We start from the raw sequence: 17,056 nt of genomic DNA, 5'->3' as shown, positions 1-17,056 counted from the left end.
ATTGTTGTAGGCTCATACTGATTCAGGAGATTGTCATGGACCGATTCCCACGATCCGATTCTATTGTACAGGCCCGTTCCGGCCTGCAAACGTATATGGCGCAGGTGTACGGCTGGATGACCTGCGGACTATTGCTGACGGCGTTTATCGCCTGGTATGCGGCAAATACGCCCGCGGTGATGATGTTTGTCTTCTCCAGCAAAATCACCTTCTTTGGCCTGATCATCGCTCAACTGGCGCTGGTGTTTGTTCTGTCCGGCATGGTGCAAAGGCTGAGCGCGGGTATGGCGACCACTCTGTTTATGCTCTATTCGGCATTAACCGGGTTGACGCTATCAAGCATCTTTATTGTCTATACCTACTCGTCTATCGCCAGCACCTTCGTGGTCACTGGCGGGATGTTCGGGATCATGAGTTTGTATGGCTACACCACCAAGCGCGATCTGAGCGGCTTCGGCAATATGCTGTTTATGGCGCTGATCGGTATTGTGCTGGCTTCGCTGGTTAACTTCTGGCTGAAGAGCGAAGCGCTGATGTGGGCGGTGACCTATATCGGGGTGATAGTGTTTGTCGGTCTGACCGCCTATGACACGCAGAAGCTGAAAAATATCGGTGAGCAGATCGACCTGCGAGACAGCTCCAATCTGCGTAAATACGCGATTCTTGGGGCCTTAACGCTGTATCTGGACTTCATCAACCTGTTCCTGATGCTGCTGCGTATTTTCGGCAATCGTCGTTAATTGTCTGTTGCCGGATGGCGCTGCGCTTATCCGGCCTACAGTTGTGTATCGAAAGTAGGCCGGATAAGGCGTTAAGCCGCATCCGGCACTATAAGCACCATCATTTCGCCATCGCCTTCTCGTTTTTTACCCGCAGCTTTTTCGCCCGACTCTCCAACAGCAAATAACACATCAGCGCCAGCAGTAGCGGAATAAAATAGTACAGCACGCGATACGCGAGCAGGGCAGCAATGATCGTGCCCTGAGACGTATTCTCTCCCGCCAGCAGCGCCATAAACACCGCCTCCAGCACGCCGATCCCTGCCGGAATATGCACAATAACCCCGGCAATACTGCTTACCAGCAGCACGCCAAGCACGAAGAAATAGTTAATATTCTGACCCAGCAACAACCAGATAATCGCCCCCATAACCATCCAGTTAGTCCCGGATATCGCCATCTGCGCGAGGGCAAATTTCCAGGAGGGGAGCACCAGCTTTTGGCCCTTGATGGTGATGTGACGATGTTTAGCGAAGGTGCAAAACCACAGATAAACAACAATAATCAGCAGCAGCGCTATGCCTAAAATGCGCAATGTGCCTTCATCGATATACCAGTGAGCGGGCAGTTCGACGACGCCGAAGGTGAATATAAAACCGCCCAGCAGAATATAGCCCAGCCAGTTAGTGGTAATGCTCAGCGAAAAAATCCGCGTTATTGTGCCCCCCGGCAACCCGAGACGCGAGTAGAGCCGATATCGCATCCCAATACCGCCCACCCAGGTGCTTAACGTCAGGTTGAACGCGTAACAGATAAACGACACCAGCATGACCTGGCGTTTTGCCAGCTTGTGCCCACTGTAGTAGCGCCCGAGCAGGTCATAACAGCCGTAAAGTAAATAACTGACGATCACCAACCCTACGGCACTGAGCAGGGCAATCCGATTATAATCGCGGATTACCGTCCACACTTCCTGCCAGTTGACCTTGCTGGCATAAACGACCAGCAACACGATCACCGCAATAAAAAAAAGCCATGTGAGGATCTTTTTCACTGACCGCCAGCGTCGGTGGTTTTTTGCCATCAGGTTTTCCCTCCTGCATCCTCAGTTTGTATACGGTCCTGAGTTTCCAGAGCGGGCTGCGCGGGCGGCTCTACCTCGGCCAGGTGCGGGGTATGCGCCGGAAGCCAGCCGACCAGCGCCGGGAAGTGGCGTAAAAAGTGGAAGGCCAGCACGCTCTTAGTCAGGTTCCACCAGGTGCGTTTTGGCAGCATGGATTCATCAACCCGCTTGCAGTCCTGCGCAATAATAGGGTTCAGGTTGTCGCGCAGGGTCTGGTTAAACGTGCGGTCATGAATAATCAGATTCGCTTCCAGATTCAGCGACAGGCTCAGCGGATCAAGATTGCTGGAGCCAACCGTCGCCCAGTGATCGTCCATCAGCGCCACTTTGCCATGCAGAGGTTTACGGCGGTATTCGTAGACATGGACGCCACCTTTAACCAGATAGTTGTACAGTAGGCGGGCACCCACTTTCACAATCGGCATATCCGGTTCACCCTGCACAATGAGTTTTACCCGAACGCCGCGTCGTGCTGCTTTACGCAGGGCATGCAGCAGGCGATAACCGGGAAAGAAATAGGCATTGGCAATGATCACTTCCCGTCGGGCCTGGGTCAGCATTTTAAGATAGTGGCGTTCAATATCATCGCGATGCTCTTCGTTATCGCGCCAGACGAACAGCGCCTGCGCTTCTCCGGGGCGATGATTGTCAATTGCCCGGTGATGACGTCGCCACCAGCGTCGTACGGCGCTTTGCCCGGGCAGGTTTTCCAGTACAAAGTTCAGAATGTCAGCAACGACTGGACCTTCAACGCGCACGGCGTAATCCTGCTTGGCCTCCGGGCCGTAATCCGACATATGTTCAGCGGAGTAATTGATGCCGCCGACAAAGGCAACACGGTCATCAATGACCACTATTTTTCGATGCATACGGCGAAAGAGATTGGTGCGCATTCCAAAAAGACGCGGACGCGGATCGTAGTAGCGGAAAACAACACCGGCTACGGTCAGCTCTTCAACAAAACTGTCGCTCAGATCCGGCGAGCCGTAGCCATCCAGCAGCACCTCTGCTTTGATTCCTCGTCGGGCGGCTTCGAGCAACGCGGCATGCAGCTGTTTTCCTACCGCATCTTCAAACCAGATAAAAGTCTCAAGGATAATTTTTTGCTGTGCCTGCTCAATGGCGTCAAATACGGCGGGGTAGAATTGATCGCCGTTTTCCAGCAGTTGAATTTGATTGCCTTCACGCCAGCCATATTTCATAAATGAATCTCCGCACTCAGAGGGGCATGATCGGACAAATGTCGCCAGTGACGCAGCGCAAGCGTCGTTGGGGTACTGGCATTCGCGTTTTTCACATAGATCCTGTCCAGGCGCAGCAGGGGAAACTGCACCGGAAACGTTCGCGCCGGGCGACCGTGGGCGCGGGTAAAAATCTCGTCAAGGCCAGCTTTGGCTTTCAACGGGCGATTGGCCGTTTGCCGCCAGTCGTTAAAATCTCCAGCAATCACCACGGGCTCCGCGTTGGGCAGGGCGTTAACCCAGTCTGCCAGCATCGAGAGCTGAGCCTGGCGGTGAGCTTCACGTAGGCCGAGATGCACACACATCACATGAATGGGGAGGGAGAGCATTGGCGGTACGATGCGGCAGTAAAGGACTCCGCGCTTTTCACTCGCACCGACTGACACATCACGATTTTCATAATGCTCAATGGGATACCGCGACAGCACTGCATTACCGTGATGTCCCTGCGGGTACACGGCGTTACGCCCGTAGGCGAAATCGCTCCACATCGTGTCCGCCAGAAATTCGTAGTGGCTGGTATCCGGCCAGTTCTCAATGTGCAGCGAATGCGCTTCGTGCGCCCCCATGACTTCCTGCAGACACACTATGTCTGCGCCGACGGTTCTGACGGCTTCCCGTAGCTCAGGCAAAATAAAACGCCGGTTGAAGGCGGTGAACCCTTTGTGAGTATTAATGGTGAGCACATTGAATGAAAATTGAACTCCCGATCCGCTCATGAGCCTCCCGATGGCGTCACTTCCTAAATAAAATAGTGTAGTCGTCGTCACAAAAAGATGCGGTGTTGCGGAATTTTCCGTAAAGTCCGGTACTCTGAACAATTAGTCGAAAATCCTTCAGGAGAATAGCCATGAGGTGGCAACAACGTGTTCGTGTCGCAACGGGTCTAAGTTGCTGGCAGATAGTGTTGCATTTACTGGTAGTGGCGTTGCTGCTAATGGGCTGGATGAGCGGCAGACTGGTGCATGTCGGCCTGGGATTGTGCGTCGTGTACGGCGTTACCGTTTTATTGATGCTTGCATTGCAACGTCACCACGAACAGCGCTGGCGCGACGTGGCTGATGTGCTGGAAGAGTTGACCACGACGTGGTATTTCGGTGCCGCAATGATTGTGCTGTGGCTGCTGTCACGCGTGCTGCAAAACAACGTTTTGCTGGCACTGGCGGGGCTGGTCATCCTTGCCGGACCCGCCGTGGTCTCGCTGCTGGCGAAAGACAAAAAGCTACATAACCTTGCGTCTAAACATCGCATACGCCGCTGATCCGGTCGTGGCCGCTATCACTAACAGCGGCCACAAGCTTCCCCAGACAATCTGCAGACTCGCATCTTTCAGGTAAATCTGTTTCGTGATGTCCGTAAAATGGCGGATCGGGTTTATCCACGTCAGATTCTGCAACCAGACCGGCATGTTTTCTACCGGTGAGACATAGCCCGAGAGTAAAATCGCCGGCATCATAAACACAAACACCCCGATAAACGCCTGCTGCTGGGTGGCGCACAATGACGAAATCAGCAGACCAAAGCCGACCAGCGACAGCCCGTAAATCACCATTGTGAAATAGAACAGCCCCAATGAACCGGCAAACGGGATGTGATAAGCCCAGATGCCGATCGCCAGCACAATGGTGGCCTGAAAAGTAGCCACAATTAGCGCGGGCACAGCTTTACCGATAAAAATCTGCCAGGTGGTAAGCGGGGAAACCAGCAGTTGATCCAGTGTGCCTTGCTCGCGCTCGCGGGCAACCGAGAGCGAGGTGACGATCATTACGCCGATGGTGGTGATCATGGCGATCAGCGACGGAACCACAAACCATTTGTAATCCAGATTCGGGTTATACCAGTTACGCACCACCAGCTCGCTGTTGTTCGGTTTCGGCTTGCCGTCCATCAGCTCCTGCTGATACTCCTTAACGATTTGTTGCAGGTAATTCGCGGCAATTTGCGCGCTGTTGGAGTTACGTCCGTCGAGGATAATCTGCATGGGAGCCTGCTGGAAGGTATCCAGATTACGCGAAAAATTGGCCGGGAAACGCACCAACAGCAGGGCTTTTTGCGTGTCGATGGTGGGCTGGATCTCCTGCGGACTTTTCAACAGCAGAACATGCGTAAAGGCGCTGGCGCGGGCGAAGCGCTGGGTTAGCTCAACCGAATGTTTACCGTTGTCTTCGTTATAGATAGCGATAGTGGCGTTGGTGACTTCCAGCGTTGCCGCGAACGGGAACAGGATAACCTGAATCAGCACCGGTAAAATCAGAATGGCTCGCGTCTGCGGTTCGCGTAACAGCGATTGCAGCTCTTTGCGAATTAATGTCCATAAGCGATGAAACATGCCTGTCCTCTCAGTCCAGTTTGTAGGCCTGATAAGCTAAGCGCATCAGGCATAATGCCGGATGGCGACGTGAACGCCTTATCCGGCCTACGGCTACAATTATCCATACACGAATTTAATCCAGCCGACGTTTGGTTTTAAGCCACGTCAGGCCGATAAACATCACCGCCGAAGCGATTAAAAACAGCACGTTGATAATCAGCACCACCGGAATATTTCCCGCCAGAAACAGGCTTTGCAGGGTACTGACGAAATAACGTGCCGGAATAATGTAGGTTACCGCCCGGATGATCGCGGGCATGCTGTCTATCTGGAAGATAAAACCCGACAGCATAATCGAGGGCAGGAAGGCGGCGTTCAGAGCGACCTGCGCGGCGTTAAACTGGTTGCGGGTGATGGTGGAAATAAGCAACCCCATACCGAGTGTACTGAGCAGAAACAGGCTGGTAATGAAAAACAGGATCAGCAACGAGCCGCGGTAGGGCACGCCAAGAATAAACACCGACACCAGCATACACAGCAGCATCGCCAGCATGCCCAGAAAGTAATACGGGATCAGTTTGCACAGTAGGAGTTCGACGCGGGTGACTTCTGTCGACAGCAGCGCTTCCATGGTGCCGCGCTCCCATTCGCGCGCCACCACTAATGAGGTGAGGATGGCGCCAATCACCGTCATGATGATGGTTACCGCTCCGGGAATAATAAAGTGCTGGCTGATGGCCGCCGGGTTAAACCAGTAGCGGGTTTGTACGTCGATCAAAGGTTTGAACGATTCCCCACGATCTTCTGCCCGCTGTTGCTGCCAGATTTGCCAGATGCCTTCGACATAACCCTGCACAAAGTTGGCGGTATTCGGTTCGCTGCCGTCGGTGATCACCTGGATCGGGGCGACATCGTTAGGTCGCGCCATCTGCTGGGCAAAATCCACTGGGATCACCACCAGACCGCGAATGCGCCCGGCCTGCATTTTCTCAATCAGTTCCTGGCGATTATCGCTGATGGTGGCGTCAATATACGGCGAACCGGTCATGGTATGGGTAAAATCCAGCGCCTCTTCACTCTGCTGTTCGAGCAAAATCCCTACCCGCAGCTTGCTGGAGTCGAGGTTGATCCCATAGCCGAAGATAAACAGCAGCAGCAGCGGGATCACCACAGCAATCAGCCAACTGCTGGGATCGCGGACGATCTGGCGCGTCTCTTTCACGCACAGCGCGCGGACGCGACGCCAGGAGAGAGCGGAGTTACTCATGCGTATGCTCCTTATCCCAGTCATTGATTAGCGTGATGAACGCCTGTTCCATGGTCGGGTCCGGCGTGTCGCTGTCGGCAGCCTGAGCCTTCAGGTCGTCTGGCGTACCGCTGGCAATCAGTTTGCCGCGATACACCAGCCCGATGCGATCGCAGTATTCTGCCTCATCCATAAAGTGGGTGGTCACCATCACCGTGACGCCTTTTTCCACCATGCTATTGATATGCAACCAGAACTCACGACGGGTGAGGGGATCGACCCCGGAAGTGGGTTCATCAAGGAACAGAATGTCGGGTTCATGCATCAGCGAGCAGGCCAGCGCCAGACGCTGCTTAAATCCCAGCGGCAGTTCATCGGTGGCGTGGGATGCGATACTCTTCAGGCCAAATGCCTCGCTCATACGATCGATTTTCTCTTTCTGCGCCCGACCGCGCAGGCCGTAGACGCCGGAGAAAAAGCGCAGATTCTGTTCAACCGTCAGGTTACCGTACAGGGAGAATTTCTGCGCCATATAGCCCAGATGCTGACGCGCTTTACCGGAGCTGACTTTCAGGTCCATATCCAGCACCAGCGCTTTGCCGGAAGTGGGGACCAGCAGGCCGCACATCATTTTAAAGGTGGTGGATTTGCCAGCGCCGTTGGGTCCTAACAGACCAAAAATCTCGCCGCGCTGCACGGCAAAGTCTACGTGGTCGGTAGCGGCAAAATCGCCAAATTTCTTGGTCAGCGCTTTGGCTTCGATCACCGTTTCGCCAGGCGTGCCTTCCACGGTATGCAGGATAGTGCCCAGTGGGGACTCCGATGTTCCGGCTCCGCCGAGTAAATCGATAAAGGCATCTTCGAAGCGGGGGGCTGTTTCGTTGATGGTTATCTCCGGCATGCCGTCAGCGTTTTGGATCTGCTGAGCCGTAGCCTCTTTTTTCAGGATTAAACGGACGGATTTCCCCTGAATCATTCCGTCGCTGACCAGCAGCAGCTTTAACGCGCGTTGCAGCAGTCGGCGGTTGTTTTCCTGCGGACTGCTCATCAGGAAGCTGCGACCCGCCATGGTTTGCGTAAGCTGAGTAGGATCGCCTTGGTATAACAGCTCACCTTCGTTCATCAGCAGCACATCACGGCATTGCTCTGCTTCATCCAGATACGACGTACTCCAGAGGATCAGCATGCCGTCCCCGGCCAGCTCGTGGACCATTTGCCACAGTTCGCGACGGGAAATAGGGTCGACACCCACGCCTGGCTCATCCAGCAGCAACACTTTAGGTTCGCCAACCAGCGTACAGGCAAGCCCGAGCTTCTGTTTCATGCCACCGGAAAGCTTGCCAGCCAGTCGTCCGGTAAATGGTCCCAGCGAGGTGAATTCCAGGAGTCGGGCAAAGGTTTTTTCTCGCGCTTCACCGGTGACGCTGCGTAAGTCGGCATAGAGATTGAGGTTCTCCATGACGGTTAAATCTTCGTACAGACCAAATTTCTGCGGCATATAGCCCAGCACCGCATGTAGTGCGCTGTCGTCTTTGATGGGGTCAAAACCAATCACTTCAGCACTTCCGGCATCAGGTTTTAATAATCCCGCCAGCATTCGCATCAACGTAGTTTTGCCCGCGCCGTCCGGCCCGACAAGCCCGGTCACGTAGCCTGCATGAACGGTACAGTCGAGCGGGGCGACGGCCGGTTTTTCCATTCCGGCAAAGTTTTTCGTCAGCCCTTTAAGCGTAATGACGGCGTCATTCATGCCGTGCCTCATCGCCAAACTTTATCGTTACCGGCATTCCCTGACGCAGCGCATCGTCCGCGTCGGTCACCACAATTCGCAGGCGATAAACCAGGTCGGTACGCAGGTCAGGAGTCTCGACCGTTTTCGGGGTAAATTCGGCGGTAGGAGAAACGAAGCCGATTTTGCCGTGATACGGTTTGTCCGGGCGGCCATCGGTATAGAGCAGGATCTCACGTCCTGGCTGCGCCTGGCTCAGATTTCGTTCGTCAACGTAAGCACGAACCCAAACCGGACGCGTGAGCGACAGCGTCAGTACCGTGCCCCCTTCGTTCAGCATGCTGCCGGGTTCAACTGCACGGGTGAGAAGCGTGCCGTCAGACGGCGAGGTCAGCGTGGTGTCATGCAAATTAAGCTCTGCCTGTGCCAGCTCGGCCTGAGCTTGTTCGAGCGTGGCTTTTGCCTGCTCGATGTCCTGCACACGATTACCGCTGCGATATTGCGTGAGTTTATCCTGCGCGGATTTCAGCGAAGCTAACGCCTGATCGCGAGATGAACGGGCGTTTTCCAGATCGTTGGCTGAAATGGTGCGGCTTTTCCACAATCCGACCTGCCGATTGTAAAAGTTCTGCGCGTAATCATAGGCGGCCTGCGCCTGCTTGACTGCCGCCGCGGTTTGCGCGATCTCTTCTTCGCGATACCCTGCCAGCATCAGATCGTATTGCGCCTGTGCGGCGGCTACATTGGCTTTTGCCTGCATCAATGCGTTTTCATACGGTGCGCGGTCCAGTTCACCCAGCACTTGGCCGGCGGTAATCGCATCGCCTTCGTCAACCGCCAGCGAGGCCAGCCTGCCGCCGACACGAAAACTCAGGTTGACGCTACGGATATCGACATTGCCGTACAGTGTTAAACCATTATCTTGCCGACTTTGATACCACCACGTTCCACCGGCAATCACGGCAACGAGGGCCGCGATAACCAGCCCGAGAACGACAGGTTTTTTCATGACTCCAGACTCCTTTGCGTTAAACCTTGCAGAATAAGATCGATGTGACAGGTGATCGTTTGGTCAATCAGAGCGGTTTTATCCTCATCAAATTGTGACCAGCCCGTACGCAACAGAATGGTTTCTTTCCCCAGACGAAAAGCCAGCACCTCGCCGAGTATGGCGTGGGTGTGCAGAATCATTTGGGTATCATTGGCATCGCCGCCCGTATAGGCGGCAATCAGGCGCGTCAGATGTGTATGCAGCGGATTGATAACCTGGTCGTGCACCAGTTGATAAGCCGCGGTGGGGGAAAGCTGTTCGCGCGAGATAAATTTGCTCAGGTTAACGGTGTCGTCCTGAGTTAACAGCATGATCATATTTTTGCAGGCGCGCAGGATCAGTTCGCGCATCGCGCCACGGTCCGGCTTAGGCTGGGCGAATAAACGCTCGGCCTCTTCAGCGTGCGGGCGAAACTGTGCACCGATAAAATCCGCAATCCACTGGGCGCAGGCGAGATATAAATCCTCTTTTGAGCCAAAATAGTAGGTGATAGCCGCAATGTTTTGCCCGGCCTGTGCAGCGATATCGCGCGTCGTGGCGTGCAGACCATACTCACCGAATTGCGCCAATGCGGCGGCAATGAGCTGGTTCTTCGCCTGTTCACCTTTGGTTGTCATGGTGGGTGTATTCATGGCACGACTCTGATCTTAATCAATCGATTGATTAAGATTATGACTGATGTGCAGCCTTGTCCAGTCCGGAGCGTTATTTTCCAGTGAAGGGATAATTTATGCGGCACATCACAAAAACTGCTACACTCCGCCCCTTCATGACATTGTGGTTTTTGTCATCTCTATTGTATGTATCTCCCTGAAAACGACACCGGTAACGGTCAGGGCGGTTCGGAGTTGTTATGTCTTTTGATTCCCTTGGTTTAAACCCTGAAATTTTACGTGCCGTTGCCGAGCAGGGTTACCGTGAACCTACCCCTATTCAGCAGCAGGCTATTCCTGCCGTGCTGGAAGGCCGCGATCTGATGGCCAGCGCCCAGACCGGTACGGGGAAAACGGCAGGTTTTACCTTGCCGCTGTTGCAGCACCTGATCACCAATCAGCCGCATGGTAAAAGCCGTCGTCCGGTTCGTGCGCTGATCCTCACGCCAACCCGCGAACTGGCGGCCCAGATTGGCGAAAACGTCCGTGATTACAGTAAGTATCTGAATATTCGCTCGCTGGTGGTCTTCGGCGGCGTCAGCATTAACCCGCAGATGATGAAGCTGCGTGGCGGCGTAGATGTGCTGATTGCCACTCCGGGTCGTTTGCTCGATCTGGAACACCAGAATGCGGTGAAACTGGATCAGGTTGAGATCCTGGTACTGGATGAAGCTGACCGCATGCTGGATATGGGCTTTATTCACGATATTCGTCGCGTTCTGGCAAAACTGCCGGCAAAACGTCAGAACCTGCTGTTCTCGGCAACGTTCTCTGATGACATTAAATCGCTGGCCGAAAAACTGTTGCACAACCCGCTGGAAATCGAAGTGGCGCGTCGTAATACCGCGTCAGAGCAGGTTACTCAGCACGTTCATTTCGTTGATAAAAAACGTAAACGCGAACTACTGTCGCAGATGATTGGTCAGGGCAACTGGCAGCAGGTGCTGGTGTTTACCCGTACCAAACATGGCGCGAACCATCTGGCAGAGCAGCTGAATAAAGACGGCATCCGCAGTGCGGCTATCCACGGTAATAAATCTCAGGGTGCGCGTACGCGTGCGCTGGCTGATTTTAAATCCGGTGATATTCGCGTGCTGGTAGCGACCGACATTGCCGCGCGAGGTCTGGACATTGAAGAGTTACCGCACGTGGTGAACTACGAGCTGCCAAACGTCCCGGAAGACTACGTGCACCGCATTGGTCGTACCGGTCGTGCGGCCGCTACCGGCGAAGCGTTGTCTCTGGTGTGCGTCGATGAACACAAGCTGTTGCGTGACATCGAGAAGTTGCTGAAAAAAGAGATCCCGCGTATTGCAACGCCAGGCTATGAGCCAGACCCGTCCATTAAAGCTGAGCCGATCCAGAACGGTCGTCAGCAGCGTGGCGGCGGCGGTGGTCGCGGGCAGGGCGGAGCAGGGCGTGGACAGCAGCCGCGTCGTCAGGATGGCGGAGCGCCAAAAGCGAAGCCGCGTAATGGCGAAGGCAAACCGGCAGGTGATAAACCTCGTCCACCGCGCCGTCCGCGCAAACCGTCTGCAGCGCAGTAATTGCGAGCCCGGCCGAAAGGTCGGGCTTTTCTTTTTGCGACACGGGATAGAAAGTGCCACAATAGTGGCTGTTTATACAGTACTTCAGGTTTTCTCATGGCACTAACGGCTGCGTTAAAAGCGCAAATCGCCGCCTGGTATAAGGCGCTTCAGGAACAGATCCCCGACTTTATCCCCCGTGCGCCGCAGCGGCAGATGATTGCTGACGTCGCGAAAACGCTCTCCGGGGAAGAAGGGCGGCATCTGGCGATTGAAGCACCGACCGGAGTGGGGAAAACCCTGTCGTATCTGATTCCCGGTATTGCCATCGCGCGTGAAGAACAAAAAACGCTGGTGGTCAGTACCGCCAACGTCGCTTTGCAGGACCAGATCTACAGCAAAGATTTACCGTTGCTGCGCAAAATTATCCCCGACCTGCGTTTTACCGCTGCGTTTGGTCGCGGACGCTATGTCTGCCCGCGTAACTTAGCAGCGCTGGCCAGCACTGAACCCAATCAGCAGGATCTGCTGGCTTTTCTCGACGATGACCTGACGCCCAACAACCAGGAAGAACAAAAGCGCTGTGCCAGGCTAAAAGGCGATCTCGACAGCTACAAGTGGGACGGGCTGCGCGACCACACCGATATTGCTATCGACGATGGACTCTGGCAGCGTCTGAGCACCGATAAAGCCAGCTGTCTGAATCGCAACTGTCACTACTATCGTGAATGCCCTTTTTTTGTCGCCCGCCGGGAGATTCAGGAAGCTGAAGTGGTCGTGGCTAATCATGCGCTGGTAATGGCGGCCATGGAAAGCGAAGCCGTTTTGCCGGAGCCGAAAAACCTACTGCTGGTACTTGATGAAGGCCACCATTTGCCGGATGTCGCGCGCGATGCGCTGGAGATGAGCGCAGAAATCAGCGCCCCCTGGTATCGACTTCAGTTGGATCTATTTTGCAAATTAGTGGCTACCTGCCTGGAGCAGTTTCGCCCGAAGACCACGCCGCCACTGGCAAATGCCGAGCGTCTGAACGGTCACTGTGAGGAACTGTATGAGCTGATTTCATCGCTCAATAACATTCTTAATCTGTATATGCCCGCTACCCAGGAGGCAGAACACCGCTTCGCGATGGGCGAATTGCCTACGGAAGTGATGGAGATTTGTCAGCGTCTGGCAAAGCTAACAGAAATGCTGCGCGGTCTGGCGGAACTGTTCCTCAACGATCTCAGCGAAAAAACCGGCACTCACGATATCGTGCGTCTGCATCGGGTTATTTTGCAGATGAACCGGGCGCTGGGCATGTTTGAGGCGCAAAGCAAACTGTGGCGGCTGGCATCGCTCGCGCAGTCGTCAGGCGCACCGGTGAGTAAATGGGCGACGCGCGAGGTGCGTGACGGGCAGATCCACGTCTGGTTCCACTGCGTGGGGATCCGTGTGAGCGATCAGCTCGAACGACTGCTGTGGCGTAGCGTCCCGCATATTATTGTCACTTCCGCAACGCTGCGCTCGCTCAACAGCTTCTCGCGTTTGCAGGAGATGAGCGGTCTGAAAGAAAAAGCAGGGGACAGGTTTGTCGCGCTGGATTCACCGTTTAATCACGTTGAACAGGGCAAAATCGTCATTCCGCAGATGCGCTACGAACCGTTAATTGATAACGAAGAGCAGCATATCGCGGAAATGGCCGCCTATTTTCGCGAACAGCTGGAGAGTAAAAAGCATCAGGGCATGCTGGTACTCTTTGCCAGCGGTCGCGCGATGCAGCGTTTTCTTGAGCATGTTACCGATCTGCGCCTGCTGTTGCTGGTGCAGGGCGATCAGCCGCGCTACCGTCTGGTGGAGTTGCACCGCAAACGGGTGACCAACGGCGAGCGCAGTGTGCTGGTTGGGCTGCAATCTTTTGCTGAAGGTCTGGACTTGAAAGGCGACCTGCTGACTCAGGTGCATATTCACAAAATTGCTTTTCCGCCTATCGACAGCCCGGTGGTGATCACCGAGGGCGAGTGGTTGAAAAGCCTGAACCGCTACCCCTTCGAGGTGCAGAGCCTGCCTGCGGCGTCGTTCAATTTGATCCAGCAGGTTGGGCGACTCATCCGTAGCCATGGCTGCTGGGGAGAAGTGGTTATTTATGACAAGCGTTTATTGACCAAAAGCTATGGCAAGCGTTTACTGAACGCGTTACCCATATTTCCGATAGAGCAACCTGCTGTGCCAGACGTTATAGTAAAACCAAAAGAAAAAGCGAAACCCACGCGCCGCCGTCGGCGTTAACGATGCGAGCAACAGGCAAGGAGTTATCGATGGATTACCGCAAAATCATTAAAGAGATTGGGCGAGGAAAAAATCACGCGCGTGACCTGGATAAGGATACTGCTCGCGGACTGTATACCCATATGATGAACGGCGACGTACCTGACCTTGAGATGGGCGGGGTACTGATTGCGCTACGTATCAAGGGCGAAGGTGAAGCGGAGATGCTGGGCTTTTACGAAGCGATGCAAAACCACACCATTCGCCTGACTCCGCCGGTAACCAAACCCATGCCGATTGTCATTCCCAGCTACAATGGCGCGCGCAAGCAGGCGAATTTGACTCCGCTGCTGGCGATTTTACTGCATAAACTCGGTTTTCCGGTGGTGGTGCACGGCGTCAGCGAGGATCCAACCCGCGTACTGACTGAAACCATTTTCGAACTTATGGGGATTACGCCAACGCTGCATGCCGGGCAGGCGCAGGCAAAGCTGGATGGTCATGAGCCGGTGTTCATCCCGGTGAGCGCGCTGTGCCCTCCGCTGGAGAAACAGCTGGCGATGCGCTGGCGCATGGGGGTGCGTAACAGTGCGCACACGCTGGCTAAATTAGCCACGCCGTTTGCTGAAGATGCCGCGCTGCGTCTTTCCAGCGTGTCCCACCCGGAATATGTTTCGCGCGTGGCGAAGTTCTTCGGCGATATCGGTGGGCGCGGCTTGTTGATGCATGGTACCGAGGGCGAAGTGTATGCCAACCCGCAGCGCTGCCCGCAGATAAGCCTGATAGATTCATCCGGTGTGCGAGTGCTACAAGACCGACAGAGCGAGATGCCTGACGAGCCGGTACCGCTACCGGTAGCAAAAGATCCGGAAACCACCGCGCGCTGGATTGAGCGTTGTCTGGCTGGCAGTGAGCCTGTTCCGGCATCGTTGAAAATCCAGATGGCCTGCTGCCTGGTGGCAACCGGTGAGTCCGCCTCACTGGCTGAAGGACTTGCCCGCGTCGAGCAAAGTTTCTAAACCATTTGTTATCCCGACGGGCCTGTTGCCTGGCCCGTCGGTTCTCTCTTTTCGGCAATGTGAAATTTCTGCACGTTTATTGACCTCCAGCGCACCGTGGCGCAGCATAGTTTGTTGAAAAATAAGAAACACAACAAACACGCGACACAACAGGAGATAACAATGAACAGTGGACATCGCTTCCATGTGCCAACGCTGCACGCCTTTATCCAGGCCGTTTTTCATCAGATGGGAAGCAATGATCAGGAGGCGCGGCTGGTGGCCGACCATCTGATAGCCTCTAACCTCGCCGGTCACGACTCCCATGGCATCGGTATGATCCCAAGCTATATTCGTTCATTCTCGCAGGGGCATCTGCAGATCAACCGTCATGCCAAAGTGGTAAAAGATGCGGGGGCGGTGATTACGCTTGACGGCGACTGCGCGTTTGGTCAGGTGGCGGCGCACGAGGCAATCACGCTTGGAATCGAAAAAGCGCGTCAGTACGGAATCGCCGCCGTGGCATTACATAATTCGCACCATATCGGCCGTATTGGCTACTGGGCGGAGCAATGTGCGGCGGTAGGTTTTGTCTCGGTGCATTTTGTGAATGTGGTGGGGATCCCGATGGTCGCACCGTTTCATGGGCGCGATAGCCGTTTTGGCACCAATCCTTTCTGCGTCGTATTCCCGCGTAAAAATACCTTCCCACTGTTGCTGGACTATGCAACCAGCGCCATCGCGTTTGGCAAAACCCGTGTGGCATGGCATAAGGGCGAGCCGGTGGCTCCAGGATGCCTGATTGATGTGGCGGGTGTTCCCACTACCGATCCTGCGGTAATGCAGGTTTCTCCGCTGGGGTCGTTGCTGACCTTTGCCGAGCACAAGGGGTATGCGCTGGCGGCGATGTGCGAAATTATGGGCGGTGCGCTTTCTGGCGGTAAAACCACACATGAAGAGAGCCTGCAGACCAGCGCGGACGCCATCATTAACTGTATGACCACCATCATTATGAATCCACAACTGTTCGGCGCGCCGGACTGCGACAACCAGGTCGCGGCATTTGCTGAGTGGGTGAAAGCGTCCCCGCATGCTGAAGATGCCCCGATCCTGTTGCCTGGGGAGTGGGAGGTGAACACTCGCGAGGAACGGCTGGAACACGGTATTCCGCTGGATGCCGGAAGTTGGCAAGCGATTTGTGAGGCGGCACTGCAAATTGGGATGCCAGACGCCGTGTTGCAGGAATTCTGCCAACGGCTGAAACAATAGGCAAAAAAAAGCCCGTCCAGTGGCGGACGGGCAAACAAAGGGTAACAAACAGGGTCAATGAGGGTTGGAGCATTGGGTCGTACAGGTAATCTTTCGGTTATTTATAGATAACCGCGGTGCCGCTCATTTTGTCTTTGCCGATAGCGGAAGTGATGCTGTACCCAGTTGCGCCAGCAGCATTCGCTTTCTCAGCCAGTTTGGCTTCCAGGCCGTCCAGCGTAGTGGCGCCGTCAGCAGATACCACACCAATTTTGTTCATGTTTTGCGCCTGAGTAGAGGAAACCGGCTCGGCAGCGAAAACGCCAAATGACAGGGTGGACAGGGCGATGGCAGCAACAGCAAATTTGATATTTTTCATGATTAATCTCTCGCAGGGTTGTTCTGTTAGTCAGTGTTCTTTAAGAAGACGTTGTTCCGTCGATGTGATAAGTATCACGTTTTTTTTGGTGAGAGAAAATCGAATAGAATTGACGACATCAATCAAAAAAATTGAATGACAAATAACTTATTGAATATTAATAAATTCGAGTAAGGGATTTACAGTTCTTGTCATTGCGCTTTACAGAGAAGGCGACAACGGCACATTTTGCTACACAGGGTGCAAAAAAGCGTGCTCGTAAAGGAAATCGTATGCGCTGAAACTTTTGGTAAAGATAAGTCAACGTAGCTGGCTGTCTTTCGAACCCCTGCGATTATATCCTGAAAATGCTGAGTTATGTGAATCTTTATCCTGTTGGCAGGTGATGCATAAGCGTACCCCTGGCACGGCCTCACGTCTGGCCTGAGGGATAGGATTGCCGCATTCTTCGCATTCATACAGACTTTCCCCCGTCGGTAACTCACCGCGAGCGCGGGCAACAGCATCTTCAATAGTATTGTTGATCTGTTCGTTAACCGCGTCGTCATTTGCCCATCCGGATGCCATGTGTACCTCCTGCTGATG

Annotated in this window: 16 protein-coding genes; 6 read left to right on the top strand and 10 right to left on the bottom strand. The window is 54.4% G+C overall.

The window, feature by feature from the left end; translation table 11 throughout:
- Nucleotides 1-35 precede the first annotated feature (35 nt).
- A complete protein-coding gene (locus OGX90_RS20765) occupies nt 36-740 on the top strand; it encodes a Bax inhibitor-1/YccA family protein (protein WP_003831536.1) in 705 nt (234 codons plus the stop codon).
- Between the two features lie 100 nt (nt 741-840).
- Here the strand turns inward: OGX90_RS20765 and OGX90_RS20760 are convergent, their stop codons facing one another.
- From OGX90_RS20760 to OGX90_RS20750, 3 genes are read right to left on the bottom strand one after another with little or no spacing between them, the layout of a single operon-like run.
- Nucleotides 841-1,803, bottom strand: coding sequence for a lysylphosphatidylglycerol synthase domain-containing protein (locus OGX90_RS20760; protein ID WP_286624620.1), 963 nt, complete (start codon nt 1,801-1,803; stop codon nt 841-843).
- Nucleotides 1,803-3,044, bottom strand: a complete 1,242-nt coding sequence (gene clsB / locus OGX90_RS20755) for a cardiolipin synthase ClsB (protein WP_032942766.1) — start codon at nt 3,042-3,044, stop codon at nt 1,803-1,805. The genes OGX90_RS20760 and clsB overlap by 1 nt, the downstream gene beginning before the upstream one ends.
- Nucleotides 3,041-3,802: an endonuclease/exonuclease/phosphatase family protein gene (locus tag OGX90_RS20750; protein ID WP_100272730.1), complete on the bottom strand. Its 762-nt coding sequence runs from the start codon at nt 3,800-3,802 to the stop codon at nt 3,041-3,043. The genes clsB and OGX90_RS20750 overlap by 4 nt, the downstream gene beginning before the upstream one ends.
- 131 nt (nt 3,803-3,933) lie before the next feature.
- On the opposite strand from OGX90_RS20750, the gene OGX90_RS20745 reads away from it, so the two are divergent.
- Nucleotides 3,934-4,344, top strand: a complete 411-nt coding sequence (locus OGX90_RS20745; RefSeq protein ID WP_286607828.1) for a YbhQ family protein — start codon at nt 3,934-3,936, stop codon at nt 4,342-4,344.
- Here the strand turns inward: OGX90_RS20745 and OGX90_RS20740 are convergent.
- The 5 genes from OGX90_RS20740 to cecR all read right to left on the bottom strand — a co-directional run bounded on the left by OGX90_RS20740 (nt 4,306) and on the right by cecR (nt 10,052).
- A complete protein-coding gene (locus OGX90_RS20740; protein ID WP_008784194.1) occupies nt 4,306-5,412 on the bottom strand; it encodes an ABC transporter permease in 1,107 nt (368 codons plus the stop codon). The genes OGX90_RS20745 and OGX90_RS20740 overlap by 39 nt on opposite strands.
- Nucleotides 5,413-5,527: 115 nt before the next feature.
- Nucleotides 5,528-6,661: an ABC transporter permease gene (locus tag OGX90_RS20735; protein ID WP_003831545.1), complete on the bottom strand. Its 1,134-nt coding sequence runs from the start codon at nt 6,659-6,661 to the stop codon at nt 5,528-5,530.
- Nucleotides 6,654-8,390, bottom strand: a complete 1,737-nt coding sequence (locus OGX90_RS20730) for an ATP-binding cassette domain-containing protein (RefSeq protein WP_286624618.1) — start codon at nt 8,388-8,390, stop codon at nt 6,654-6,656. The genes OGX90_RS20735 and OGX90_RS20730 overlap by 8 nt, the downstream gene beginning before the upstream one ends.
- Nucleotides 8,383-9,378 carry a secretion protein HlyD gene (gene hlyD, locus OGX90_RS20725; RefSeq protein WP_008784196.1) on the bottom strand — a complete coding sequence of 332 codons (996 nt, stop codon included), beginning with the start codon at nt 9,376-9,378 and terminating at the stop codon, nt 8,383-8,385. The genes OGX90_RS20730 and hlyD overlap by 8 nt, the downstream gene beginning before the upstream one ends.
- The gene (gene cecR / locus OGX90_RS20720; protein WP_048235794.1) at nt 9,375-10,052 is read right to left on the bottom strand and encodes a transcriptional regulator CecR; all 678 of its coding nucleotides are present in this window, start codon (nt 10,050-10,052) and stop codon (nt 9,375-9,377) included. Before cecR ends, hlyD begins: the two co-directional genes overlap by 4 nt.
- A 221-nt stretch (nt 10,053-10,273) precedes the next feature.
- Between cecR and rhlE the strand changes: the two genes are divergently transcribed.
- From rhlE to OGX90_RS20700, 4 genes are all read left to right on the top strand, one after another.
- Nucleotides 10,274-11,620, top strand: coding sequence for an ATP-dependent RNA helicase RhlE (rhlE, locus tag OGX90_RS20715; protein ID WP_060682506.1), 1,347 nt, complete (start codon nt 10,274-10,276; stop codon nt 11,618-11,620).
- Between the two features lie 96 nt (nt 11,621-11,716).
- The gene (dinG, locus tag OGX90_RS20710) at nt 11,717-13,867 is read left to right on the top strand and encodes an ATP-dependent DNA helicase DinG (RefSeq protein ID WP_071445151.1); all 2,151 of its coding nucleotides are present in this window, start codon (nt 11,717-11,719) and stop codon (nt 13,865-13,867) included.
- A 29-nt stretch (nt 13,868-13,896) separates the two neighbouring features.
- On the top strand, nt 13,897-14,865 hold the full coding sequence (gene ybiB / locus OGX90_RS20705) for a DNA-binding protein YbiB (RefSeq protein WP_048214626.1): 969 nt from the start codon (nt 13,897-13,899) through the stop codon (nt 14,863-14,865).
- A 162-nt stretch (nt 14,866-15,027) separates the two neighbouring features.
- Nucleotides 15,028-16,113, top strand: coding sequence for a malate/lactate/ureidoglycolate dehydrogenase (locus tag OGX90_RS20700; RefSeq protein ID WP_032942773.1), 1,086 nt, complete (start codon nt 15,028-15,030; stop codon nt 16,111-16,113).
- 97 nt (nt 16,114-16,210) lie between these two features.
- On the opposite strand, the gene ybiJ is transcribed toward OGX90_RS20700, so the two are convergent.
- Nucleotides 16,211-16,471: a DUF1471 family protein YbiJ gene (gene ybiJ, locus OGX90_RS20695; RefSeq protein ID WP_003831561.1), complete on the bottom strand. Its 261-nt coding sequence runs from the start codon at nt 16,469-16,471 to the stop codon at nt 16,211-16,213.
- Between the two features lie 300 nt (nt 16,472-16,771).
- The gene (locus tag OGX90_RS20690; RefSeq protein ID WP_032942775.1) at nt 16,772-17,038 is read right to left on the bottom strand and encodes a DksA/TraR family C4-type zinc finger protein; all 267 of its coding nucleotides are present in this window, start codon (nt 17,036-17,038) and stop codon (nt 16,772-16,774) included.
- Nucleotides 17,039-17,056 lie beyond the last annotated feature (18 nt).

Origin of the sequence: Citrobacter sp. Cpo012, assembly GCF_030333015.1 — a bacterium.
GTDB lineage: Bacteria > Pseudomonadota > Gammaproteobacteria > Enterobacterales > Enterobacteriaceae > Citrobacter > Citrobacter portucalensis.
This window is presented reverse-complemented; position numbering and strand designations above follow the sequence as displayed.

Bases quoted from the DNA above. Each gene is read 5' to 3' on its own strand.
- clsB (WP_032942766.1), bottom strand. From the start codon at position 3,044: ATGAAATATGGCTGGCGTGAAGGCAATCAAATTCAACTGCTGGAAAAC.
- hlyD (WP_008784196.1), bottom strand. From the start codon at position 9,378: ATGAAAAAACCTGTCGTTCTCGGGCTGGTTATCGCGGCCCTCGTTGCC.
- OGX90_RS20745 (WP_286607828.1), top strand. From the start codon at position 3,934: ATGAGGTGGCAACAACGTGTTCGTGTCGCAACGGGTCTAAGTTGCTGG.
- cecR (WP_048235794.1), bottom strand. From the start codon at position 10,052: ATGAATACACCCACCATGACAACCAAAGGTGAACAGGCGAAGAACCAG.
- OGX90_RS20740 (WP_008784194.1), bottom strand. From the start codon at position 5,412: ATGTTTCATCGCTTATGGACATTAATTCGCAAAGAGCTGCAATCGCTG.
- OGX90_RS20700 (WP_032942773.1), top strand. From the start codon at position 15,028: ATGAACAGTGGACATCGCTTCCATGTGCCAACGCTGCACGCCTTTATC.
- OGX90_RS20735 (WP_003831545.1), bottom strand. From the start codon at position 6,661: ATGAGTAACTCCGCTCTCTCCTGGCGTCGCGTCCGCGCGCTGTGCGTG.
- ybiB (WP_048214626.1), top strand. From the start codon at position 13,897: ATGGATTACCGCAAAATCATTAAAGAGATTGGGCGAGGAAAAAATCAC.
- rhlE (WP_060682506.1), top strand. From the start codon at position 10,274: ATGTCTTTTGATTCCCTTGGTTTAAACCCTGAAATTTTACGTGCCGTT.
- OGX90_RS20765 (WP_003831536.1), top strand. From the start codon at position 36: ATGGACCGATTCCCACGATCCGATTCTATTGTACAGGCCCGTTCCGGC.
- dinG (WP_071445151.1), top strand. From the start codon at position 11,717: ATGGCACTAACGGCTGCGTTAAAAGCGCAAATCGCCGCCTGGTATAAG.
- ybiJ (WP_003831561.1), bottom strand. From the start codon at position 16,471: ATGAAAAATATCAAATTTGCTGTTGCTGCCATCGCCCTGTCCACCCTG.
- OGX90_RS20690 (WP_032942775.1), bottom strand. From the start codon at position 17,038: ATGGCATCCGGATGGGCAAATGACGACGCGGTTAACGAACAGATCAAC.
- OGX90_RS20730 (WP_286624618.1), bottom strand. From the start codon at position 8,390: ATGAATGACGCCGTCATTACGCTTAAAGGGCTGACGAAAAACTTTGCC.
- OGX90_RS20750 (WP_100272730.1), bottom strand. From the start codon at position 3,802: ATGAGCGGATCGGGAGTTCAATTTTCATTCAATGTGCTCACCATTAAT.
- OGX90_RS20760 (WP_286624620.1), bottom strand. From the start codon at position 1,803: ATGGCAAAAAACCACCGACGCTGGCGGTCAGTGAAAAAGATCCTCACA.